General features: G+C 63.9%; 18 protein-coding genes and 2 pseudogenes. 8 read left to right on the forward strand and 12 right to left on the reverse strand.

What is annotated here, in order from left to right; all coding sequences use genetic code 11:
- Positions 1 to 66: 66 nt before the first annotated feature.
- On the reverse strand, positions 67 to 555 hold the full coding sequence (locus FJ414_RS23725; RefSeq protein WP_140646816.1) for a DUF29 domain-containing protein: 489 nt from the start codon (positions 553 to 555) through the stop codon (positions 67 to 69).
- A gap of 189 nt (positions 556 to 744) precedes the next feature.
- Positions 745 to 2,460 carry an urease subunit alpha gene (gene ureC / locus FJ414_RS23730; RefSeq protein ID WP_181181698.1) on the reverse strand — a complete coding sequence of 572 codons (1,716 nt, stop codon included), beginning with the start codon at positions 2,458 to 2,460 and terminating at the stop codon, positions 745 to 747.
- 179 nt (positions 2,461 to 2,639) lie between these two features.
- Here ureC and FJ414_RS23735 point away from each other — a divergent pair, with 179 nt between their 5' ends.
- The gene (locus tag FJ414_RS23735) at positions 2,640 to 3,026 is read left to right on the forward strand and encodes a hypothetical protein (RefSeq protein ID WP_140646818.1); all 387 of its coding nucleotides are present in this window, start codon (positions 2,640 to 2,642) and stop codon (positions 3,024 to 3,026) included.
- Between the two features lie 117 nt (positions 3,027 to 3,143).
- Positions 3,144 to 3,641 carry a hypothetical protein gene (locus FJ414_RS23740; RefSeq protein ID WP_140646819.1) on the forward strand — a complete coding sequence of 166 codons (498 nt, stop codon included), beginning with the start codon at positions 3,144 to 3,146 and terminating at the stop codon, positions 3,639 to 3,641.
- A gap of 20 nt (positions 3,642 to 3,661) precedes the next feature.
- Here the strand turns inward: FJ414_RS23740 and FJ414_RS23745 are convergent, their stop codons facing one another.
- The 5 genes from FJ414_RS23745 to FJ414_RS23765 are packed head-to-tail and all read right to left on the reverse strand — an operon-like array spanning position 3,662 to position 6,053.
- Entirely contained in the window at positions 3,662 to 3,967 is a 306-nt protein-coding gene (locus FJ414_RS23745; protein WP_140646820.1) for an urease subunit beta, read from the reverse strand.
- Positions 3,968 to 3,974: 7 nt separating this feature from the next.
- Positions 3,975 to 4,568 carry a HupE/UreJ family protein gene (locus tag FJ414_RS23750; protein WP_140646821.1) on the reverse strand — a complete coding sequence of 198 codons (594 nt, stop codon included), beginning with the start codon at positions 4,566 to 4,568 and terminating at the stop codon, positions 3,975 to 3,977.
- A gap of 25 nt (positions 4,569 to 4,593) precedes the next feature.
- Positions 4,594 to 4,848 carry a DUF1272 domain-containing protein gene (locus tag FJ414_RS23755; protein ID WP_140646822.1) on the reverse strand — a complete coding sequence of 85 codons (255 nt, stop codon included), beginning with the start codon at positions 4,846 to 4,848 and terminating at the stop codon, positions 4,594 to 4,596.
- 5 nt (positions 4,849 to 4,853) lie between these two features.
- On the reverse strand, positions 4,854 to 5,156 hold the full coding sequence (locus FJ414_RS23760; RefSeq protein ID WP_041003069.1) for an urease subunit gamma: 303 nt from the start codon (positions 5,154 to 5,156) through the stop codon (positions 4,854 to 4,856).
- Positions 5,157 to 5,177: 21 nt separating this feature from the next.
- Positions 5,178 to 6,053 carry an urease accessory protein UreD gene (locus FJ414_RS23765; protein ID WP_140646823.1) on the reverse strand — a complete coding sequence of 292 codons (876 nt, stop codon included), beginning with the start codon at positions 6,051 to 6,053 and terminating at the stop codon, positions 5,178 to 5,180.
- Positions 6,054 to 6,254: 201 nt separating this feature from the next.
- Between FJ414_RS23765 and FJ414_RS23770 the strand changes: the two genes are divergently transcribed.
- The 3 genes from FJ414_RS23770 to FJ414_RS23780 all read left to right on the forward strand — a co-directional run bounded on the left by FJ414_RS23770 (position 6,255) and on the right by FJ414_RS23780 (position 8,556).
- Complete coding sequence (locus FJ414_RS23770; RefSeq protein WP_041003067.1) at positions 6,255 to 6,509, forward strand: acyl carrier protein; 255 nt, start codon at positions 6,255 to 6,257, stop codon at positions 6,507 to 6,509.
- 4 nt (positions 6,510 to 6,513) lie between these two features.
- Complete coding sequence (locus tag FJ414_RS23775) at positions 6,514 to 7,722, forward strand: beta-ketoacyl-[acyl-carrier-protein] synthase family protein (RefSeq protein ID WP_140646824.1); 1,209 nt, start codon at positions 6,514 to 6,516, stop codon at positions 7,720 to 7,722.
- 129 nt (positions 7,723 to 7,851) lie between these two features.
- Positions 7,852 to 8,556, forward strand: a complete 705-nt coding sequence (locus FJ414_RS23780; protein ID WP_140646825.1) for a glutathione S-transferase N-terminal domain-containing protein — start codon at positions 7,852 to 7,854, stop codon at positions 8,554 to 8,556.
- Between the two features lie 3 nt (positions 8,557 to 8,559).
- Here the strand turns inward: FJ414_RS23780 and FJ414_RS23785 are convergent, their stop codons facing one another.
- From FJ414_RS23785 to FJ414_RS23795, 3 genes are all read right to left on the reverse strand, one after another.
- The gene (locus FJ414_RS23785; RefSeq protein ID WP_140646826.1) at positions 8,560 to 8,886 is read right to left on the reverse strand and encodes a hypothetical protein; all 327 of its coding nucleotides are present in this window, start codon (positions 8,884 to 8,886) and stop codon (positions 8,560 to 8,562) included.
- Between the two features lie 200 nt (positions 8,887 to 9,086).
- Complete coding sequence (locus tag FJ414_RS23790) at positions 9,087 to 9,698, reverse strand: nucleoside triphosphate hydrolase (protein ID WP_140646827.1); 612 nt, start codon at positions 9,696 to 9,698, stop codon at positions 9,087 to 9,089.
- A 332-nt stretch (positions 9,699 to 10,030) separates the two neighbouring features.
- Positions 10,031 to 11,137, reverse strand: coding sequence for a hypothetical protein (locus tag FJ414_RS23795; protein WP_140646828.1), 1,107 nt, complete (start codon positions 11,135 to 11,137; stop codon positions 10,031 to 10,033).
- Positions 11,138 to 11,358: 221 nt separating this feature from the next.
- On the opposite strand from FJ414_RS23795, the gene FJ414_RS23800 reads away from it, so the two are divergent.
- On the forward strand, positions 11,359 to 11,802 hold the full coding sequence (locus FJ414_RS23800; RefSeq protein WP_140646829.1) for a hypothetical protein: 444 nt from the start codon (positions 11,359 to 11,361) through the stop codon (positions 11,800 to 11,802).
- A gap of 354 nt (positions 11,803 to 12,156) precedes the next feature.
- Here the strand turns inward: FJ414_RS23800 and FJ414_RS23805 are convergent, their stop codons facing one another.
- A complete protein-coding gene (locus FJ414_RS23805) occupies positions 12,157 to 12,381 on the reverse strand; it encodes a DUF6471 domain-containing protein (RefSeq protein ID WP_140646830.1) in 225 nt (74 codons plus the stop codon).
- Between the two features lie 150 nt (positions 12,382 to 12,531).
- Between FJ414_RS23805 and FJ414_RS23810 the strand changes: the two are divergent.
- A pseudogene (locus tag FJ414_RS23810) lies at positions 12,532 to 12,647 on the forward strand (transposase); the annotation flags it as partial.
- A gap of 526 nt (positions 12,648 to 13,173) precedes the next feature.
- Positions 13,174 to 13,914, forward strand: a pseudogene (locus tag FJ414_RS23815) (D-alanyl-D-alanine carboxypeptidase family protein); the annotation flags it as partial.
- 461 nt (positions 13,915 to 14,375) lie between these two features.
- On the opposite strand, the gene FJ414_RS23820 reads toward FJ414_RS23815, so the two are convergent.
- Complete coding sequence (locus FJ414_RS23820; protein WP_140646832.1) at positions 14,376 to 14,825, reverse strand: universal stress protein; 450 nt, start codon at positions 14,823 to 14,825, stop codon at positions 14,376 to 14,378.
- Positions 14,826 to 15,128: the final 303 nt, after the last annotated feature.

Genomic DNA, 15,128 nt, shown 5'->3' on the forward strand with positions numbered 1-15,128 from the left:
GGCGCGAGCCGCAACCGGCCCTCCGTTAGATCACAGCAATGCAGGCAGGGAGGCAGTCCGAACCTCTCAGTCGCGAGCAAGCTGCTCCGGCAGCCACGGCTCCCCCGGGAGAAAATCTTGATCGAGTATATCCGCGATCTGATAGGGGCAGTCGGCCGGGAAACTCTTCTTCGGCAAGCCCGCCTCGTCGGCTGCTCTCAGCCGCGCAAACTCGTATTCGGCAGCTAGCTGCTTTCGAGGATGAGCCTTCAAGCTTGGGCTTTCATCAATCAAGCTTTTAATCTGATGCCGCTGCTCGCGGATCGTAAGCAACCAGCCAACTTTCCGCATTTCCACCTGAAAATGCCATTTGAGCAAGTGCAGAAGCAAGGTACCCAATCGCTTCGTAATTTCCCGTCTGTCGCTCCGCCCCAAACTCTCGATCTCCTCGGCAAGGTTCTCGCGATCGAGGTCGGAGAGACGACCTTCGCGCAACAGCGCGCCCTGTTCGGCGCACCACTGAGCATAATCGGCCTCATAGGGCGTCAATTGCTGTTTTCGAAAAATCTTGTCCATTTGGGTGATACTGCTCTCAAGGCGAGCAATTTCCAAGCCCAGCGAGAAAAGGCAGGGCCCGTTCGGCCCCCCCGCGCAATATCTTCACGGCCACATTTGACAAAGGCCATGCGCTTTCAACGAAGGCTCATTTTACAAATTGGGCTTGTACTTGATCGAGTTCATGAACTTCGGCAGACGCAATCGGTCTCAAAACAGGAAATACCGCTGCGCCATCGGCAGCACGGTCGCGGGCTCGCAAGTCAACAGCTCGCCGTCGGCCCGCACTTCGTAGGTTTCCGGGTCGACCTCGACATGCGGCGTGGCGTCGTTGAGCACCATGGAATGCTTACCGATGCCGCCGCGCGTGTTCTCGACCGCGATCATCGCCTTGTCGACGCCCAGCCTGCCCTGCAGGCCGGCGTCGAGCGCCGCCTTCGAAACGAAAGTCACCGAGGAGTTGGTCAGCGCCTTGCCATAGGCGCCGAACATCGGCCGGTAATGCATCGGCTGCGGCGTCGGGATCGAGGCGTTCGGGTCGCCCATCGGAGCGGCCGCGATCGAGCCGCCGACCAGCACCATCTCCGGCTTGACGCCGAAGAAGGCCGGATTCCACAGCACCAGATCAGCCCGCTTGCCGACGGTGATCGAGCCGATCTCCTTCGACAGGCCGTGCGCGATGGCCGGGTTGATGGTGTATTTGGCGATGTAGCGGCGGACGCGGAAATTGTCGTTGCCGCCGGTTTCCTGCGGCAGCGCGCCGCGCTGGCGCTTCATCTTGTCGGCGGTCTGCCAGCAGCGGATCGCCACCTCGCCGACACGGCCCATGGCCTGGCTGTCGGAGGAGATGATCGAGAAGGCGCCGATGTCGTGCAGAATGTCCTCGGCGGCGATCGTCTCCTTGCGGATGCGGCTCTCGGCGAAGGCGATGTCCTCGGAGATCGAGGGCGACAGATGGTGGCAGACCATCAGCATATCGAGATGCTCGGCCAGCGTGTTGACCGTGTAGGGCCTGGTCGGATTGGTCGAGGACGGGATGACGTTGGGCAGGCCGCAGACCTTGATGATGTCAGGCGCGTGGCCGCCGCCGGCGCCCTCGGTGTGGAAGGCATGGATGGTGCGGCCCTTGATGGCCGCCACGGTGTTTTCGACGAAGCCCGATTCGTTCAGCGTGTCGGTATGGATCATCACCTGCACGTCATAGTCGTCGGCGACCGACAGGCAGCAGTCGATGGCGGCGGGTGTCGTGCCCCAGTCCTCGTGCAGCTTCAGCGAGCAGGCGCCGGCCAGCACCATCTCTTCAAGCGCCGCCGGCTTTGAGGCATTGCCCTTGCCCGACAGGCCGATATTCATCGGGAAGGCGTCGAAGGACTGGATCATGCGCGCCATGTGCCACGGTCCCGGCGTGCAGGTGGTGGCCAGCGTGCCGTGCGCCGGGCCGGTGCCGCCGCCAAGCATGGTGGTGACGCCGCTCATCAGCGCTTCCTCGATCTGCTGCGGGCAGATGAAGTGGATATGCGCGTCGAAGCCGCCGGCCGTCAGGATCCTGCCCTCGCCGGCGATGATTTCCGTGCCCGGCCCGATGATGATGGTGACGCCGGCTTGCGTGTCCGGATTGCCGGCCTTGCCGATCGCGGCGATGCGGCCGTCCTTGAGGCCGATATCGGCCTTGACGATGCCGATGAGCGCGTCGACGACCAGCGCATTGGTGATAACGGTATCGACCGCGCCGCCGGCCCGCGTCACCTGGCTTTGGCCCATGCCGTCGCGGATGACCTTGCCGCCGCCGAATTTCACTTCCTCGCCGTAAACGGTGAGGTCTTTCTCGACCTCGATGAACAGTTCGGTATCGGCGAGCCTCACCTTGTCACCGATGGTCGGCCCATACATCTGCGCATAGGCGGCGCGGGTTATCCTGGCCATCAGCGATTGCTCCCGAAATTCAGGTTGCCAAAAGTAAGGTTGTTTGGGCGCGGACTGCACATTGTCGCCATCCAATGGTCACGCAATGACCCGCTCGGCGACACCTTGCGCTCCCATTTGGCGGTTGAGGTGGCCCGGTCAGCCCAAAACGACCGTTTGCCAAATCGATGGAAGGAATATCCATGCTCAAAGCGATTGTTCTCGCCGCAACCGCCGCCACGTTGATGGCGGGCGCCGCGAAAGCCCAGCAGCAGCCGACGCCGCAGCCCAGCCCCGCGCCGACCGCGCCCGCCGCGCCCGCCGCGCCGAAGGCTCAGCCCGCGGCGCCGTCGATCCAGAGCGTCAACGTGGTCGACATCACCGAATTGCCCAAGGACACGCAGACGCAGGTCAATCAGATCGTGGCGCAACGCGGCGACGCCGGCCTGCAGACATTGCGCAAATCGATCGACGCGACGCCGAAGGTGAAATCCGCTCTCGAAGCCAAGGGGGTGAGTTCGGCGCAAGTGATCGCCGCCAGCTTGCAGCCCAATGGCGCGCTGACGCTGATCACCAAGAAGGCAAGCTGATTGCACGACCAGGCGGGCCGCTTCGCGGTCCGCCGGCGAGCTTTTGAAGGGAACCACCGGCCAGGCAGGACCGTTTCGCTGTTTTCGCCCCGCCACGAGTTCAGTCAGGAGCGAGCGATGGCGAACGCCCCGCGCCTTGCGAAATGGAGTTCCGTGATTGCCGCCACGCTTTTGGCGGCCGCTTTCGTGGCCGCGCCCCATGTTGCACTCGCGGCGCAGCCACTGGACAGCGACAGGCCTGCCGCGGCAATCGTCGATTCCAACATCCGCCAGGAGGAAGCGCTCTCCAGGACGGAAGCCGGAAAGGTCATCACGGCCATCGACCGCACCCGCGACAACATCGGCGCGGTGCGCAAGACCACCAAGCTCGACACGGTCGACATCGTCTTCCTGACCGACGCGGCGCGCAGCGAAGGCGGGCCGCCGCCCGTCATCGAGAACAAGGTGAAGCAGCATAAGGACGATGTCGCCGAACTTCGCCAGGAGATCGAGGCGAACGCCCTGCTCTTCAACGCGATCGATTCGCGCCGTGTTCTGGCCGAGGACGTGCTTGCGGTGGAGTTCGACAATCCCGGCAGGATTGTCATCTACGCCGCAGCCAAGCCTCCGAAGTGATATCAGCGCGGCGGCGGACCTCACAACTTGCCCATCACCTTCTGCTGGAAACCATAGACTTCGCGCTTGCCGCCCAGCGGCACGAGCGTGACATCGCGCTCCTGTCCCGGTTCGAAGCGCATGGCGGTGCCGGCGGCGATGTCGAGCCGCATGCCGCGCGCGCGTTCGCGGTCGAATTTCAGGCCCTCATTGGTCTCGAAGAAATGATAATGGCTGCCGACCTGGATCGGCCGGTCGCCGCTGTTGGCGACCTTGAGCGTCACCATGGGCAGGCCTTTGTTCAGCTCGATGTCGCCTTTGGCCGCGATGACTTCGCCGGGGATCATCGCGCGCTCACAGCACGCCGAAGGCAAGGCCGAGGCCGATCGCCGCGCAAGCGGCGCCGGCGGCGCGCGTCAGGCGGCGGAAACGCGAGCCTAGCCCGAGACCGGCCGCAATGCCGACGCCGTGGAGCAGCGCCGTGGCGGCGGCAAAGCCCGCCATATATTCGAGGCCACTGGCGTTTTCCGGCACTTCCGTGCCATGCGCGTGCCCGTGGAACAGCGCGAACAGGCCGATGACGGCGACCCCGGCCGAGACCGGCAGGTCGATCGCCAGCGCCACCAGCAGACCGAGCGCCACGACGGAAGCGAGGATACCCGGCTCGACGAAAGGCACCGGCACATGCAGCATGCCGAGCACGCCGCCGACCAGCATCACGCCGACAAAGGCGAGCGGCCAGGCCCAGATAGCCTTGCCGCCCTTCAGCGCCGCCCACAGGCCGACCGCGATCATCACGGTCATATGGTCGAGGCCGGACAGAGGGTGCGCGAAGCCGGCGGTAAAGGACGAGGTCGCGCCGACGCCGACATGGGCATAGGCCGGCATGGCGGCTGCCAGGAAAAGGATCGCGGCAAGCGTGGTACGTTTCGTCGAAGCGGGAATCATTTTTCTGCCTTTCCAATTGACCTGGTCAAGCGGCCTTGCGCGGACCGCAGCCTTCGGCCTTGAGCACGCGTTTGGTCGATGGCGGATATTTCGTCAGCTTGACCGCCGGCCGGATCGGCCGCGGCGAGAAATTGCCGCCGCAATTGGGGCAGACGCCACCCAGCACATTATCCACGCAGTCGGCGCAGAAGGTGCATTCGAAGGTGCAGATCAGCGCATCGGTCGCGTCCGGCGGCAGATCCTTGTCGCAGCATTCGCAATTCGGCCTGAGCTCCAGCATCGGTCTCACCTTATGGGTTCGTGCACGGTCACCAGCTTGGTGCCGTCGGGAAACGTCGCCTCGACCTGGACGTCGTGGATCATCTCGGCGATGCCGTCCATGACCTGGGCGCGGGTGACGACATGGGCGCCCGCCTCCATCAATTCCGCGACCGGGCGGCCGTCGCGCGCGCCTTCGACGACGAAGTCGGTGATCAGGGCAATGGCTTCGGGATGGTTCAGCTTGACGCCTCGCTCCAGCCGCTTGCGCGCCACCATCGCCGCCATGGCGATGAGCAGCTTGTCTTTTTCACGCGGCGTCAGGTTCATGCAATGTCCCGGCAATCGAAATCAGAGTGACCACAATTTGGGCAGGCCCGCCCGCCCATTGAGCAGTTCGACCAGCGGAACCAGCCGCTTGCGGAGCTGGTAGCCGTCGCCGGCACAAAGCCTCGCAAGAAGCTTGCCAGATCGGCCGACGCGCCAGAAACTGGCGCCGCCCCCCATAAAGGGATCGCCGATGATAGCACGGGCCGGTTCCAGCAGGCTTTCGGCCTGCGGCGAAACGAGCAGCAGTGTGGCGACGGCAAGCGCGCCGCCGGCCGCCGCCGGCCGCCGCAACGTTGCCGCGATATCCGGACCAACGCGAAAATCCTCCGCATGGATCAGCGCGCCGCCCTGGCGGACCCGCCAGCGGTCATGGAAACTGCCGTTGGTTGCGCGCTCGCCCATCGCCAGCCGGCCGAACAGCGTGGCTTCGAGCACCAATGCCTCGGCATCGTCGCCAAGCTCGACATCCAGCGTGCGGGCGAAGGCGGCGCGGTCGAAAACGATGGTTTCCTGCGGCAGCCAGGCCACGCGGCCGCCCGGATCGACCCGCAGGCGGACGCTTGTCTCGGCCCTGTCGGCGGCGGCGCGATAGACCTTCTCGCAGGCCTGGGTGGTGATGGCGGCGAAGGCGTCGGCGCCGACCTCGATCGTCCAGCCGAGGCGGTCGCCGCCGGTCAGGCCGCCGGCGGTGTTGATCAGCACCGCCTCGAGCGGATCGCCTTGCACCGCCGGCAGGCGGATCTTGGCCGATCCGTCCTGGTAAAGCCGCTGCAGACGCGTCAGGCCGCCGCTTTTGCCGCAGAAAAGCCTGCCTAGGCCGGCAACACGTTGCGCGGCAGGCAAGGAAGGGGCCGCCAGGGGCGAGGCAGGTTGGGATGTCAAGGCGTCGTCGATCATGTCCACGATCCCAGGTTAAGCACTCCGGCGGCTTTGTCGATATCGCTTGTTGCTTGACATCGTTTCGGTTTCTATAGAGGGAAGCCACCTTGGAGCGGTCGCGCGGTGCCTGGCGAGGTAAGGCGACGGCGTTTGTTGGGTCCGGGGATCAAAAAGGGGCGCTGATCAGTTGGCGTCGGGCAACGACAGGGAAGGAACCGAATGGCTGACCAACTGACGACCGAGATCATCGAAAAGATCAAGGCCCATGCCGATACCGGCGGCGAGGAAATCACCGCCAGCACCGATCTCGGCACGCTCGGCATCCATTCGCTGGAGCTGACCGAGATCATCTTCGATCTCGAGGAAAAATACGGCATCGAGATCGAGATGAATACGGTCGACGCCTGGAGCAATCTGAAGAACGTCGGCGACATGGTCGAGGCGGTTCGCGAACTGATCGCGAAAAAAGCCTGACTTCATGCAAAAACGCGTCGTCATCACCGGCATTGGCGGGATTTGCGGGCTTGGCAACGATGCGCCGGCGATGTGGGAGGCCATGCGCGCCGGCCGCTCGGCCATCGGCCCTATCGACAACCCGTCGCTGCATGATCTCAAGGTCAAGACCGGCTGCGAGATCAAGGAATTGCCGGACCATGGCATCGACCGCAAGCAGGTCGTGTCGATGGACCGCTTCAGCCTGCTGGCGGTGATCGCCGCGCGCGAGGCCATGAGGCAGTCCGGATTGACGGCGCATGCCGACAACACCTACCGGATGGGGGCAATCGTCGGCATCGGCGTCGCTGGCTTCGAGACCATCGAAGAGAATTACCGCGCCATTTTGCTCGAGGGGCGCAACCGCGCCGCGATCTTCACCGTGCCGAAAGTGATGCCGGGCGCGGCCGCCGGCCAGGTCAGCATGAATCTCGGGCTGCGCGGCCCTGTCTTCGGCGCCACTTCGGCCTGCTCGTCCGCCAACCACGCGATTTCCTCGGCCGTCGACCAGATCAGGCTCGGCCGCGCCGACGTAATGGTCGCCGGCGGCACCGAAGCGCCGCTGGTGTGGGGCGTGCTGAAGGGCTGGGAGGCGCTCAGGGTGCTTTCGCCCGACACGTGCCGGCCGTTCTCGGCCGATCGAGCAGGCCTGGTGCTCGGCGAAGGCGCCGGCATGGCGGTGCTCGAAAGCTACGATCACGCGATGGCGCGCGGCGCCACCATTTTGGCCGAGATCGCCGGCGTCGGGCTTTCGGCCGACGCCTCCGACATCGTCGCGCCGACCGTGGAAGGGCCGGAAGCGGCCATGCGTTTCTGCCTGGCGGATGCCGGGCTCGATCCGGAAGATGTCGACTACCTCAACGCGCACGGGACAGGCACCAAGGCGAACGACCAGATCGAAACCGCGGCGATCAAGCGCGTCTTCGGCGAGCATGCGCGTTCGCTTTCGGTATCGTCGACCAAGTCGATGCATGCGCATTGCCTCGGCGCTTCCGGCGGGCTGGAGATGATCGCCTGCGTGATGGCGATTCGCGACGGCATCGTGCCGCCGACCGCCAATTACCGCGAGCCGGACCCGGAATGCGACCTCGACGTGACGCCGAACACGGCGCGCGAGCGCAAGGTGCGCGCCGCGCTCAGCAACAGTTTCGCCTTCGGCGGGACCAATGCGGTGCTGGCCTTCAAGGCGGTCTGATCTAGCGATTCCGTTGACTGTGCACGGCAAGCCGCTCGCCGGTGTATTGATCCGGCCGGCCAGGGTCCTAATTCTTTCTTCACCCGCCATGAGCGCCGCCCCGGCGCCAATCCGCATCCGGAGTTTCCGATGACCGACCTGTCCGCCTTTCCGATCGCCAAGCGCTGGCCGGCCGAGCACCCCGATCGCTTGCAGCTTTATTCCGCCACGACGCCCAATGGCGTGAAGGCGTCGATCGCGCTGGAGGAGATCGGCCTGCCCTACGAACCGCACTACGTCGACATCGGCAAGAACGAGAGCTGGACGCCGGAATTCCTGTCGCTCAATCCGAACGGCAAGATACCGGCGATCATCGATCCGGACGGTCCGGGCGGCAAGCCGATCGGGCTGTTCGAGTCCGGCGCTATCCTGCTCTATCTGGCCGACAAGACCGGCAAGCTCATTCCCGCCGATCCGGCGCGGCGCTACGAGACGATCCAATGGGTGTTCTTCCAGATGGCGGCGATCGGCCCGATCTTCGGGCAGGTCGGCTTCTTCCACAAATTCGCCGGGCGCGAGATCGCCGACAAGCGGCCGCTGGAGCGTTACCGCGACGAGTCGCGGCGGCTGATCGGCGTGCTCGAAACGCGGCTGAAGGGCCGCAAGTGGATAATGGACGACGACTACACCATTGCGGACGTGTCGATGCTGGGCTGGGTGCGCAACCTGATCGGTTTCTACGAGGCGCGGGACCTGGTCGGCTTCGATGATTTCCCGACCGTCGCCGAATGGCTGGAGCGCGGCCTGGCACGGCCGGCGGTGAAGCGGGGCCTTACCATCCCGGCGAAAGGCTAAGAGCTATTTCGCCTTGGCCTTCGCGCCGCCGCGGCCGAACACGGAAGCCGCGAACCTCGCGGTGGCGACAACCGCTCCTGTCGCGACGCTGGCCACAGTGCGGATTGGCCCCGATTTGCCAGCCGGCGACTTGGCATGTTTCGCGCTCTTGGCCGCGACCTTGTGGGCCGCGCCAGGCGTCACTTTCTTTGGCGCCGCCTTGCCGAAAGCCGGCTTGGCGTCTTTCGACCGCTCAGCGATTGTGGGGTCGGCGCCGGCCTTGGCCTGCGTCGCCCTGGATTGGTTGGCCCTGCTTTTCTTGGGCGCGGGTTTTCTGCTGTTGGTTGCCATCTGACGGCTCCTGTCATTTTCTTTTCATTTTCTTTTTTGCAATTCCGGAGGCAAAGCGATGCGCCTTCCTGGAATTGTTCCGGCGCCGGACAATTCGGGATAGGGTCATAACGGCGTGAAAACCTTAAAGTTCCCGTCGAAAAATATTGAAAATTGAGCAGGTTAACCAATCACCAGGGTCATTGATCAATGACCAGTCATTAACCAATGACCATGTCGGCCGGCCGGCGCCGCGCCAGCACCCGCTCGATGTTGGGCATGTCGTTGGAGGCGATCCAGGCACGGGCGTCCTCGTCGGACTTGCCGTGCTCCCGCCAGCGCTCCATCAGGCGGCGCTCGAGCTCGTTGCGCGGCACGTCGACGAAGATGGTGAAGTCGAACAAAGGCGCCAGCCGCGACCACGGCTCCTCGTCGAGCAGCAGGTAATTGCCCTCGACCAGGATGAACTTGGTGTCGGCGCCGACGATTTCGGCCGCCGCGCGCGACAGTTCGATGCTGCGGTCGAACACCGGGATGGCGATGTCGGGTTCGCCGGAGCGGATGCGCTTCAAGAGCGTCTCGAAGCCGGCGAAATCGAAGGTTTCCGGCGCGCCCTTGCGGGGGCGCAGGCCGCGACGGTCGAGAATGATGTCGTCATAATGGAAGCCGTCCATCGGCACGACTTCCGAGCTGCCTTCCGGGAGCAGCTCATGCAGCGAAGCGGACAATGTCGACTTGCCGGAGCCGGGCGGACCAGCGATGGCGACGACGAAGCGCTTGGCCTTGCCGGCGCGCTTGAAGATGGCGGCTGTGATATGGGCGATCTCGGACATCGGCGGCTTTCCGGCTGCGGTTCGGCCGGCATCTTGGCGGGTGTGGATGGAAATTTCAAACCTCGTTCCGAAGTTTCGGCGGCCTGCACGCCTTCGAGATTAGCCGAGGCGTCCACCCCATCGTCATCCACGGGCGGAGCAAGGAGCGTTGCGACGCGGCGCAGCCCCGCGGATCCATTCCGTGCCCTTGAGGGTTGCAACGGCGCAGAATTCTGCTCGGCTCACGCCTTTCTATCGAGGTAACGGCAAGGATTCCAGGGCCCCGCGACAGAGCTTTGCTCCTCGTTCCGCCCTGGAATGACGAATTTCTAGACGCGCTGTCCCCGGACCTCTCACGTAGGAACCGAGCGGCCGATACGCAGGAACCCGCCGTCGAACGGCAGCTCCCGCGCCGCGCCGCCGGCGGTGACGACGCGCAAGCGGTCAGGCGCCGATTCCAGGCCGCCCGGCGGCTCCACACCCGCGAACGGAACCGCGCCGATGACATGGCGGAAGGAGATCGACCGTCCCTCGGCGAGCATGAAGGCCGTTGCCACGCCTTCATGCTTCAACCAGTTGTCCCCGAGCGAGGCGGCGTGGCCGACGGCCGTGCGGCCGTCCTCGACGCCGAGCACGCCGACGTGACGGCCGCTCCAGGGCGCGTAGTCGCGGCCGCCATTGCTGAACCACAGCATGGTCACCGGCAGTTCGGCCGGGTTCTTCAGCACCAGAACCAGGTCCTGCTCGGCGTGGCGGGCGATCGCCGTCCAGCCCGGGCCGCCGTGATCCGTCTCGACCAGGGTTATGAAATCCTCGCGCCTGTCTTCCATGCGATAGTCGGTGAGGTCGGTTGTGCCGCCGGCGGCCAGCGGGAACTGCGTGAGGTCGCTGGCGCGGGCTGGATAGGCCAGCCGAAAACGCCCGCACGCCGGATCGGGCTCCGGCGGCGTCGGGGGCGTGACGGCCATGCGCTTCGGCGAGAAGGCCAACCGGCCGCCGCCCTTCATCACCGTCATCGGATGGTGGGCGACGGAGATCGCGCCGGAGCCGCCGGAAAAGATGTGCTCCTGGTAGAGGAAGGGATGGCCGTCTCGCAGCGTGAAGACCTTGTCGATGGTGGCGCCCATCACCTTGCGGCGCAGCCGGAAGACGGCGCGCCAGCCGCCGGCGATGGCGCCGTTCTCGACGACGTCCCACTGACTGTTGGCCGGCCAGCCATGCAGGGGTGCCACCTCGACATCGCTGGTGGAAAATGGCGCGCAGAGGAAATCGCCGGACAGGCGGACAGTGCCTTCGGGCAGGGTTTCCGGCAGGCTCTCGCGCGGCGAACCGACCCAGGGCGCGCGATGCAGGGGTTTCAGAACGCGGCCGTCGGCTTCGATGTCCATGGCGGCGATATGGCCGACCGCGAGATCGAGCGAGACCGAGATGCCTTTTGCGCCGATGGTGAGCGTGTCCATGAATGTCTCCCGCGAATCTTTGCGCAAGAAAAGCCTGTTCGATGGAACGCGCGCAAGCGGAGCGACCAGCATTTTGCATCACCGCGTTTGCGCCCTGTGAAATCCCCTCTCTTGGATTTTCTACGACTTAGCTCCGCTAAGATCGTGAAAATCCGGCCTTATGTAGCAAACGCACCAAACCGCGACGACGGGAGGGGGACCGTGACTTAAGGCGGCGCGCCGTGTGGGCGCGAGCGGCGCTGACCGCGATGCTAGTTGGATTCGTTCCCCTCTTGGGTGAGGCAAAAGTTCTCCCCATCAACGACGCCATCTTCGTCAACGTCGAGCTTGAACCGGTATTCTGTCGTTCGGTTTGGCTCTTTGGCGAAGGTGTCACGGTAGGTGAGCTTGCCGAACACGTACAGATCGGTTTTCATTTTCCGGGCCTCATCCAGTTCAAGCTCCGGCTTCCGTCTTTCCCACTCGACCATGCTTATCAAGATGGTCGATGTCATATCCTGTGTGGGCGCGAGGTTCATCTTGCCGGCGAGGGTTCGGAAATTCCGTACATGCTGGCGCGGGAGGCGGTCGGATTCCCGTTCGTGAAATTCATAGTCACAGATGTTCTTCAGTTCATAGGCTGGCGTTTGGCCGAAGTTTTTGAATTTGATGCGGATATTGGGTAATCGACTGCACAGCCACGTAAGCCCGCAATTGGGCTTCATTGGAGCGCGTGGCGATCTCGTTAGCCGTGCTGGCTTGCTCGACGGCGTCGGTGCTGGCCCTCAAAGTGCGCTTAACCAGCCACACGGCCCAAATGCTGACACCTACGCCGACGAGAGCGGAGAACGCTGCGATCCACTGTGCGTACGTATCCGTAGGCGAAGTGTAGGTTTCCCAGAGGCTGGGCCTTGCGACTGGATTGTCTTCCCCTGTCTCGCGGTTCTTGGCGTGCTGGTATCGGTCTTGCTGATAGGCTGGATCACGAAACCCGGGGAAGGTCCAAACAAGAAATAATAGGGCAATCCCGACGCCAACAATTACGCCAAGTGCAGCGTCTGCGAACCGATTGCGCTGAGACATTGAAGTAGAAACGCCGCCGTGAATTTGCCCCTAGAGAGCTTATTCCGCACGTTCACTTCCTTCTCGTCAACGCCCATCGCATTTAGCCGCTCTACGAGCTGGGCATAAGTGACGCCCTTCCGCTTCAATTCGGCTTTCAGGAGGTTAGCCGCAAGGGCCTCATAATCGGTCTTTTCCGCCATACGTATCGCCTTCATATAAAAAGGTATCTATTTCGATACGTATTCCCTTGTATGGGATACGTCTACGTACTATATCCGTTACTTACGTAATGGAAATAGTGCGGTCATGGCGCGGCATTCCTTCTTTCCGCCGAAAGCCGCTCGCTCTCCCTGAAGGACATCTACAAGGGCGGCGAGGAAAAGCTTATGACACGTTCAAACGCCTTCGCTGGGCTTCGTCGCAAGGTGAGCCGGTTTGCCCGAAATGCGGGTCCCTGGATCACTACGGTGCTTTTGCTACATAAGGCCGTGAAAACCCTTTCTCCCCCACAAAGGGGGATGGCGCAGCACCATGGCGATGATCAAAGCCGCGACGGCCGCCGCCAGCGTGATATAGGCGGCAAAGGGTCTGAGCGGGTTGAGCACGTCGCCGACCAGGCCGCTGACGAAGGCAAAGCTCGCCGCCCATTGCCGGTGCGGCTGAGCGATACCCTGGGCAACGAGGTCGCACCCGCGGCGATTTCCGACATGCCGATCCCCTAAACCAAGCCGCGCGCATCGTAGCGGCAAGGGGCGGGGATGGCAAAGCGGGGACGCGCCGGTGTGTCTGAAAGGCTGCAAAACCTGGGCAAATGTTTTGCTGTGCGCGTTAACCAGTTGGACGCGGCGGATGGGTTACGCTAGCTTCGCCGCGTCTTAGCAACAGCTTTAGAACAAGTCTTGCCCCGTCCCTTCCCCTTCCTCCAGAAACTCATCGCCGTATTGGCATTGCTCGCGCCGGTTGCCGGCTGCACCACCACGCCGCCGGAAAGCGTGCTGGCCGTGCCGGCGCAACCGCAGAAATATGCGGCGATCGTGGTCGACGCTTCGTCCGGCAAGACCCTGTTCGAGGTCAATTCGAGGTCGCAGCGCTATCCCGCGTCGCTGACCAAAATGATGACGCTCTACATGCTGTTCGAGGCGCTGGAGTCCGGCCGCGTCACCAAGCAAACGCGGATCCCGGTTTCCGATCACGCCGCCTCGCAGCCGCCGACGAAACTGCGTTTCCGGCGTGGCGAGACGATCGACGTCGATTCCGCCATCCGCGCCATGGTGGTGAAGTCTGCCAACGACGTGGCGGTGGCCGTGGGCGAATATCTGGGCGGCGGCTCAGAGGACCAGTTCGCCGCCATGATGACCGCCAAGGCGCGCTCGCTCGGCATGACCGGCACCAGTTTCCGCAATGCCTGCGGCCTGCCCGACGACGGCCAGGTGACCACGGCGCGCGACATGGCGGTGCTGGGCATGGCGCTGGAGCGCCGCTTCCCGCAGCATTTCCACTATTTCTCCGAAAGCGACTTCATGTTCCGCGGCCGGCTGGTGCGCGGCCACAACGACATGCTGGGACGGGTGCGCGGCGTCGACGGCATCAAGACCGGTTACATAAGAGCTTCCGGCTACAACATCGTCACCTCCTACAATGCCGACGGGCGGCATCTGATCGTGGTGGTGATGGGCGCCGATACCGCGCGCCAGCGCAACGATCATGTCGAGGCGCTGATCCAGCGCAGCCTGGGGCCGACGACTGCCGATGCAACCCAGCCCCGGCTGATGTATTCCGGGCAGCAACCGGCCTCGCCACTTCCCCAATTGCCGCCGCCGGACTCGGCTTTGCCAGGGCTGCCGCCGCCAGGTTCGGCGACGCCTGCGTCGACGCTGCCGGGTTCGCCGGCATCCGATCTGCCGTCGGCGGATCTGGCCTCGCCCAGTGCGCCGCTGCTGCCGACGCAATAGACAAGGCCAACAGGCGCGCCGCGAAGCAGGAGCGAAGCTCCGTTCGCGGAGACCCTGGAATCCATGCCGTGACCTATGAGCGATCCCACGGTGCAGACCTGATGCGAAAGGCAGCGCAGGCTGCTCTGCACCGTTGTATTCTTCGGCTGGCGTAACGGCATGGATTCCAGGGTCTGCGCGACGCTTCGCGTCGCTCCGCCCTGGAATGACGAACTGAAGGGGCGCGCCGCCCTGCCTTAATCCTACCGAACCACCAGCACGGGGATCTCCGTCAGCGACACCACTTCCGCCGTCTGGCTGCCCAGAACCAGGCGGCCGATGCCGCGGCGGCCGTGCGAAGCCATGACGATGAGGTCGCTGCCTTCACTGGCCGCAACCTCGAGGATCGCTTCGGCGGGCGTGCGGTTCTCGATATGGATGCCCTTGGAGGCCACGCCCTTCGCATCGGCCTCGGCCTTGCATTTGTCGAGCAGCTCGCTTGCATATTTGCGCGCGCTTTCCTCGTAGTTGACCAGTTCGTCGGCGGCGACGTAGCCGGCCATGGCACCGCCCCAGGCCAGCGCGGGGAACTGCTCGGAGACGGTGACGAAAGCCACGGTGGCGCCGAGGCCCTTGGCCAGCTCCAGCCCGTGTGCGACGCCCTTCTGGGCCAGTTCCGAACCGTCGGTGGCGATCAGGATTTTCTTGTACATGGTGGCTACCCCTCATTTGCGGGGCGATGCGCGCCCCAATTGGCGGGAGCCTGAACGATCAGGCCTGATTTGGATATAGTCAGCCTATCAGGCCAGCCACAGGGGCCAGTTTGATCTGGATCAAGGCCAGCCGGCGGAGACGATTGCTCCAGGGGAGATTGGATAATCGCGAACGGCGCTCTCCCTCTCATCTCGACTTCGCCGAGCCGAGACGGAGTGGGGGCGGCGCAGTCTTATGCCATTGCACGCATCGCTGGGCGCTCCGCAGGCCCACCCAATCACAAGAACTTGTTCGGTCACACG

Source organism: Mesorhizobium sp. B3-1-6, from assembly GCF_006439555.1.
Classification (GTDB): Bacteria; Pseudomonadota; Alphaproteobacteria; order Rhizobiales; family Rhizobiaceae; genus Mesorhizobium.

Coding starts and splice junctions, on each gene's coding strand:
- FJ414_RS23740 (WP_140646819.1), top strand. CDS start 3,144: ATGGCGAACGCCCCGCGCCTTGCGAAATGGAGTTCCGTGATTGCCGCC.
- FJ414_RS23755 (WP_140646822.1), bottom strand. CDS start 4,848: ATGCTGGAGCTCAGGCCGAATTGCGAATGCTGCGACAAGGATCTGCCG.
- FJ414_RS23820 (WP_140646832.1), bottom strand. CDS start 14,825: ATGTACAAGAAAATCCTGATCGCCACCGACGGTTCGGAACTGGCCCAG.
- FJ414_RS23750 (WP_140646821.1), bottom strand. CDS start 4,568: ATGATTCCCGCTTCGACGAAACGTACCACGCTTGCCGCGATCCTTTTC.
- FJ414_RS23790 (WP_140646827.1), bottom strand. CDS start 9,698: ATGTCCGAGATCGCCCATATCACAGCCGCCATCTTCAAGCGCGCCGGC.
- FJ414_RS23735 (WP_140646818.1), top strand. CDS start 2,640: ATGCTCAAAGCGATTGTTCTCGCCGCAACCGCCGCCACGTTGATGGCG.
- FJ414_RS23725 (WP_140646816.1), bottom strand. CDS start 555: ATGGACAAGATTTTTCGAAAACAGCAATTGACGCCCTATGAGGCCGAT.
- FJ414_RS23745 (WP_140646820.1), bottom strand. CDS start 3,967: ATGATCCCCGGCGAAGTCATCGCGGCCAAAGGCGACATCGAGCTGAAC.
- FJ414_RS23765 (WP_140646823.1), bottom strand. CDS start 6,053: ATGATCGACGACGCCTTGACATCCCAACCTGCCTCGCCCCTGGCGGCC.
- FJ414_RS23760 (WP_041003069.1), bottom strand. CDS start 5,156: ATGAACCTGACGCCGCGTGAAAAAGACAAGCTGCTCATCGCCATGGCG.
- FJ414_RS23780 (WP_140646825.1), top strand. CDS start 7,852: ATGACCGACCTGTCCGCCTTTCCGATCGCCAAGCGCTGGCCGGCCGAG.
- FJ414_RS23775 (WP_140646824.1), top strand. CDS start 6,514: ATGCAAAAACGCGTCGTCATCACCGGCATTGGCGGGATTTGCGGGCTT.
- FJ414_RS23805 (WP_140646830.1), bottom strand. CDS start 12,381: ATGGCGGAAAAGACCGATTATGAGGCCCTTGCGGCTAACCTCCTGAAA.
- FJ414_RS23770 (WP_041003067.1), top strand. CDS start 6,255: ATGGCTGACCAACTGACGACCGAGATCATCGAAAAGATCAAGGCCCAT.
- FJ414_RS23795 (WP_140646828.1), bottom strand. CDS start 11,137: ATGGACACGCTCACCATCGGCGCAAAAGGCATCTCGGTCTCGCTCGAT.
- FJ414_RS23785 (WP_140646826.1), bottom strand. CDS start 8,886: ATGGCAACCAACAGCAGAAAACCCGCGCCCAAGAAAAGCAGGGCCAAC.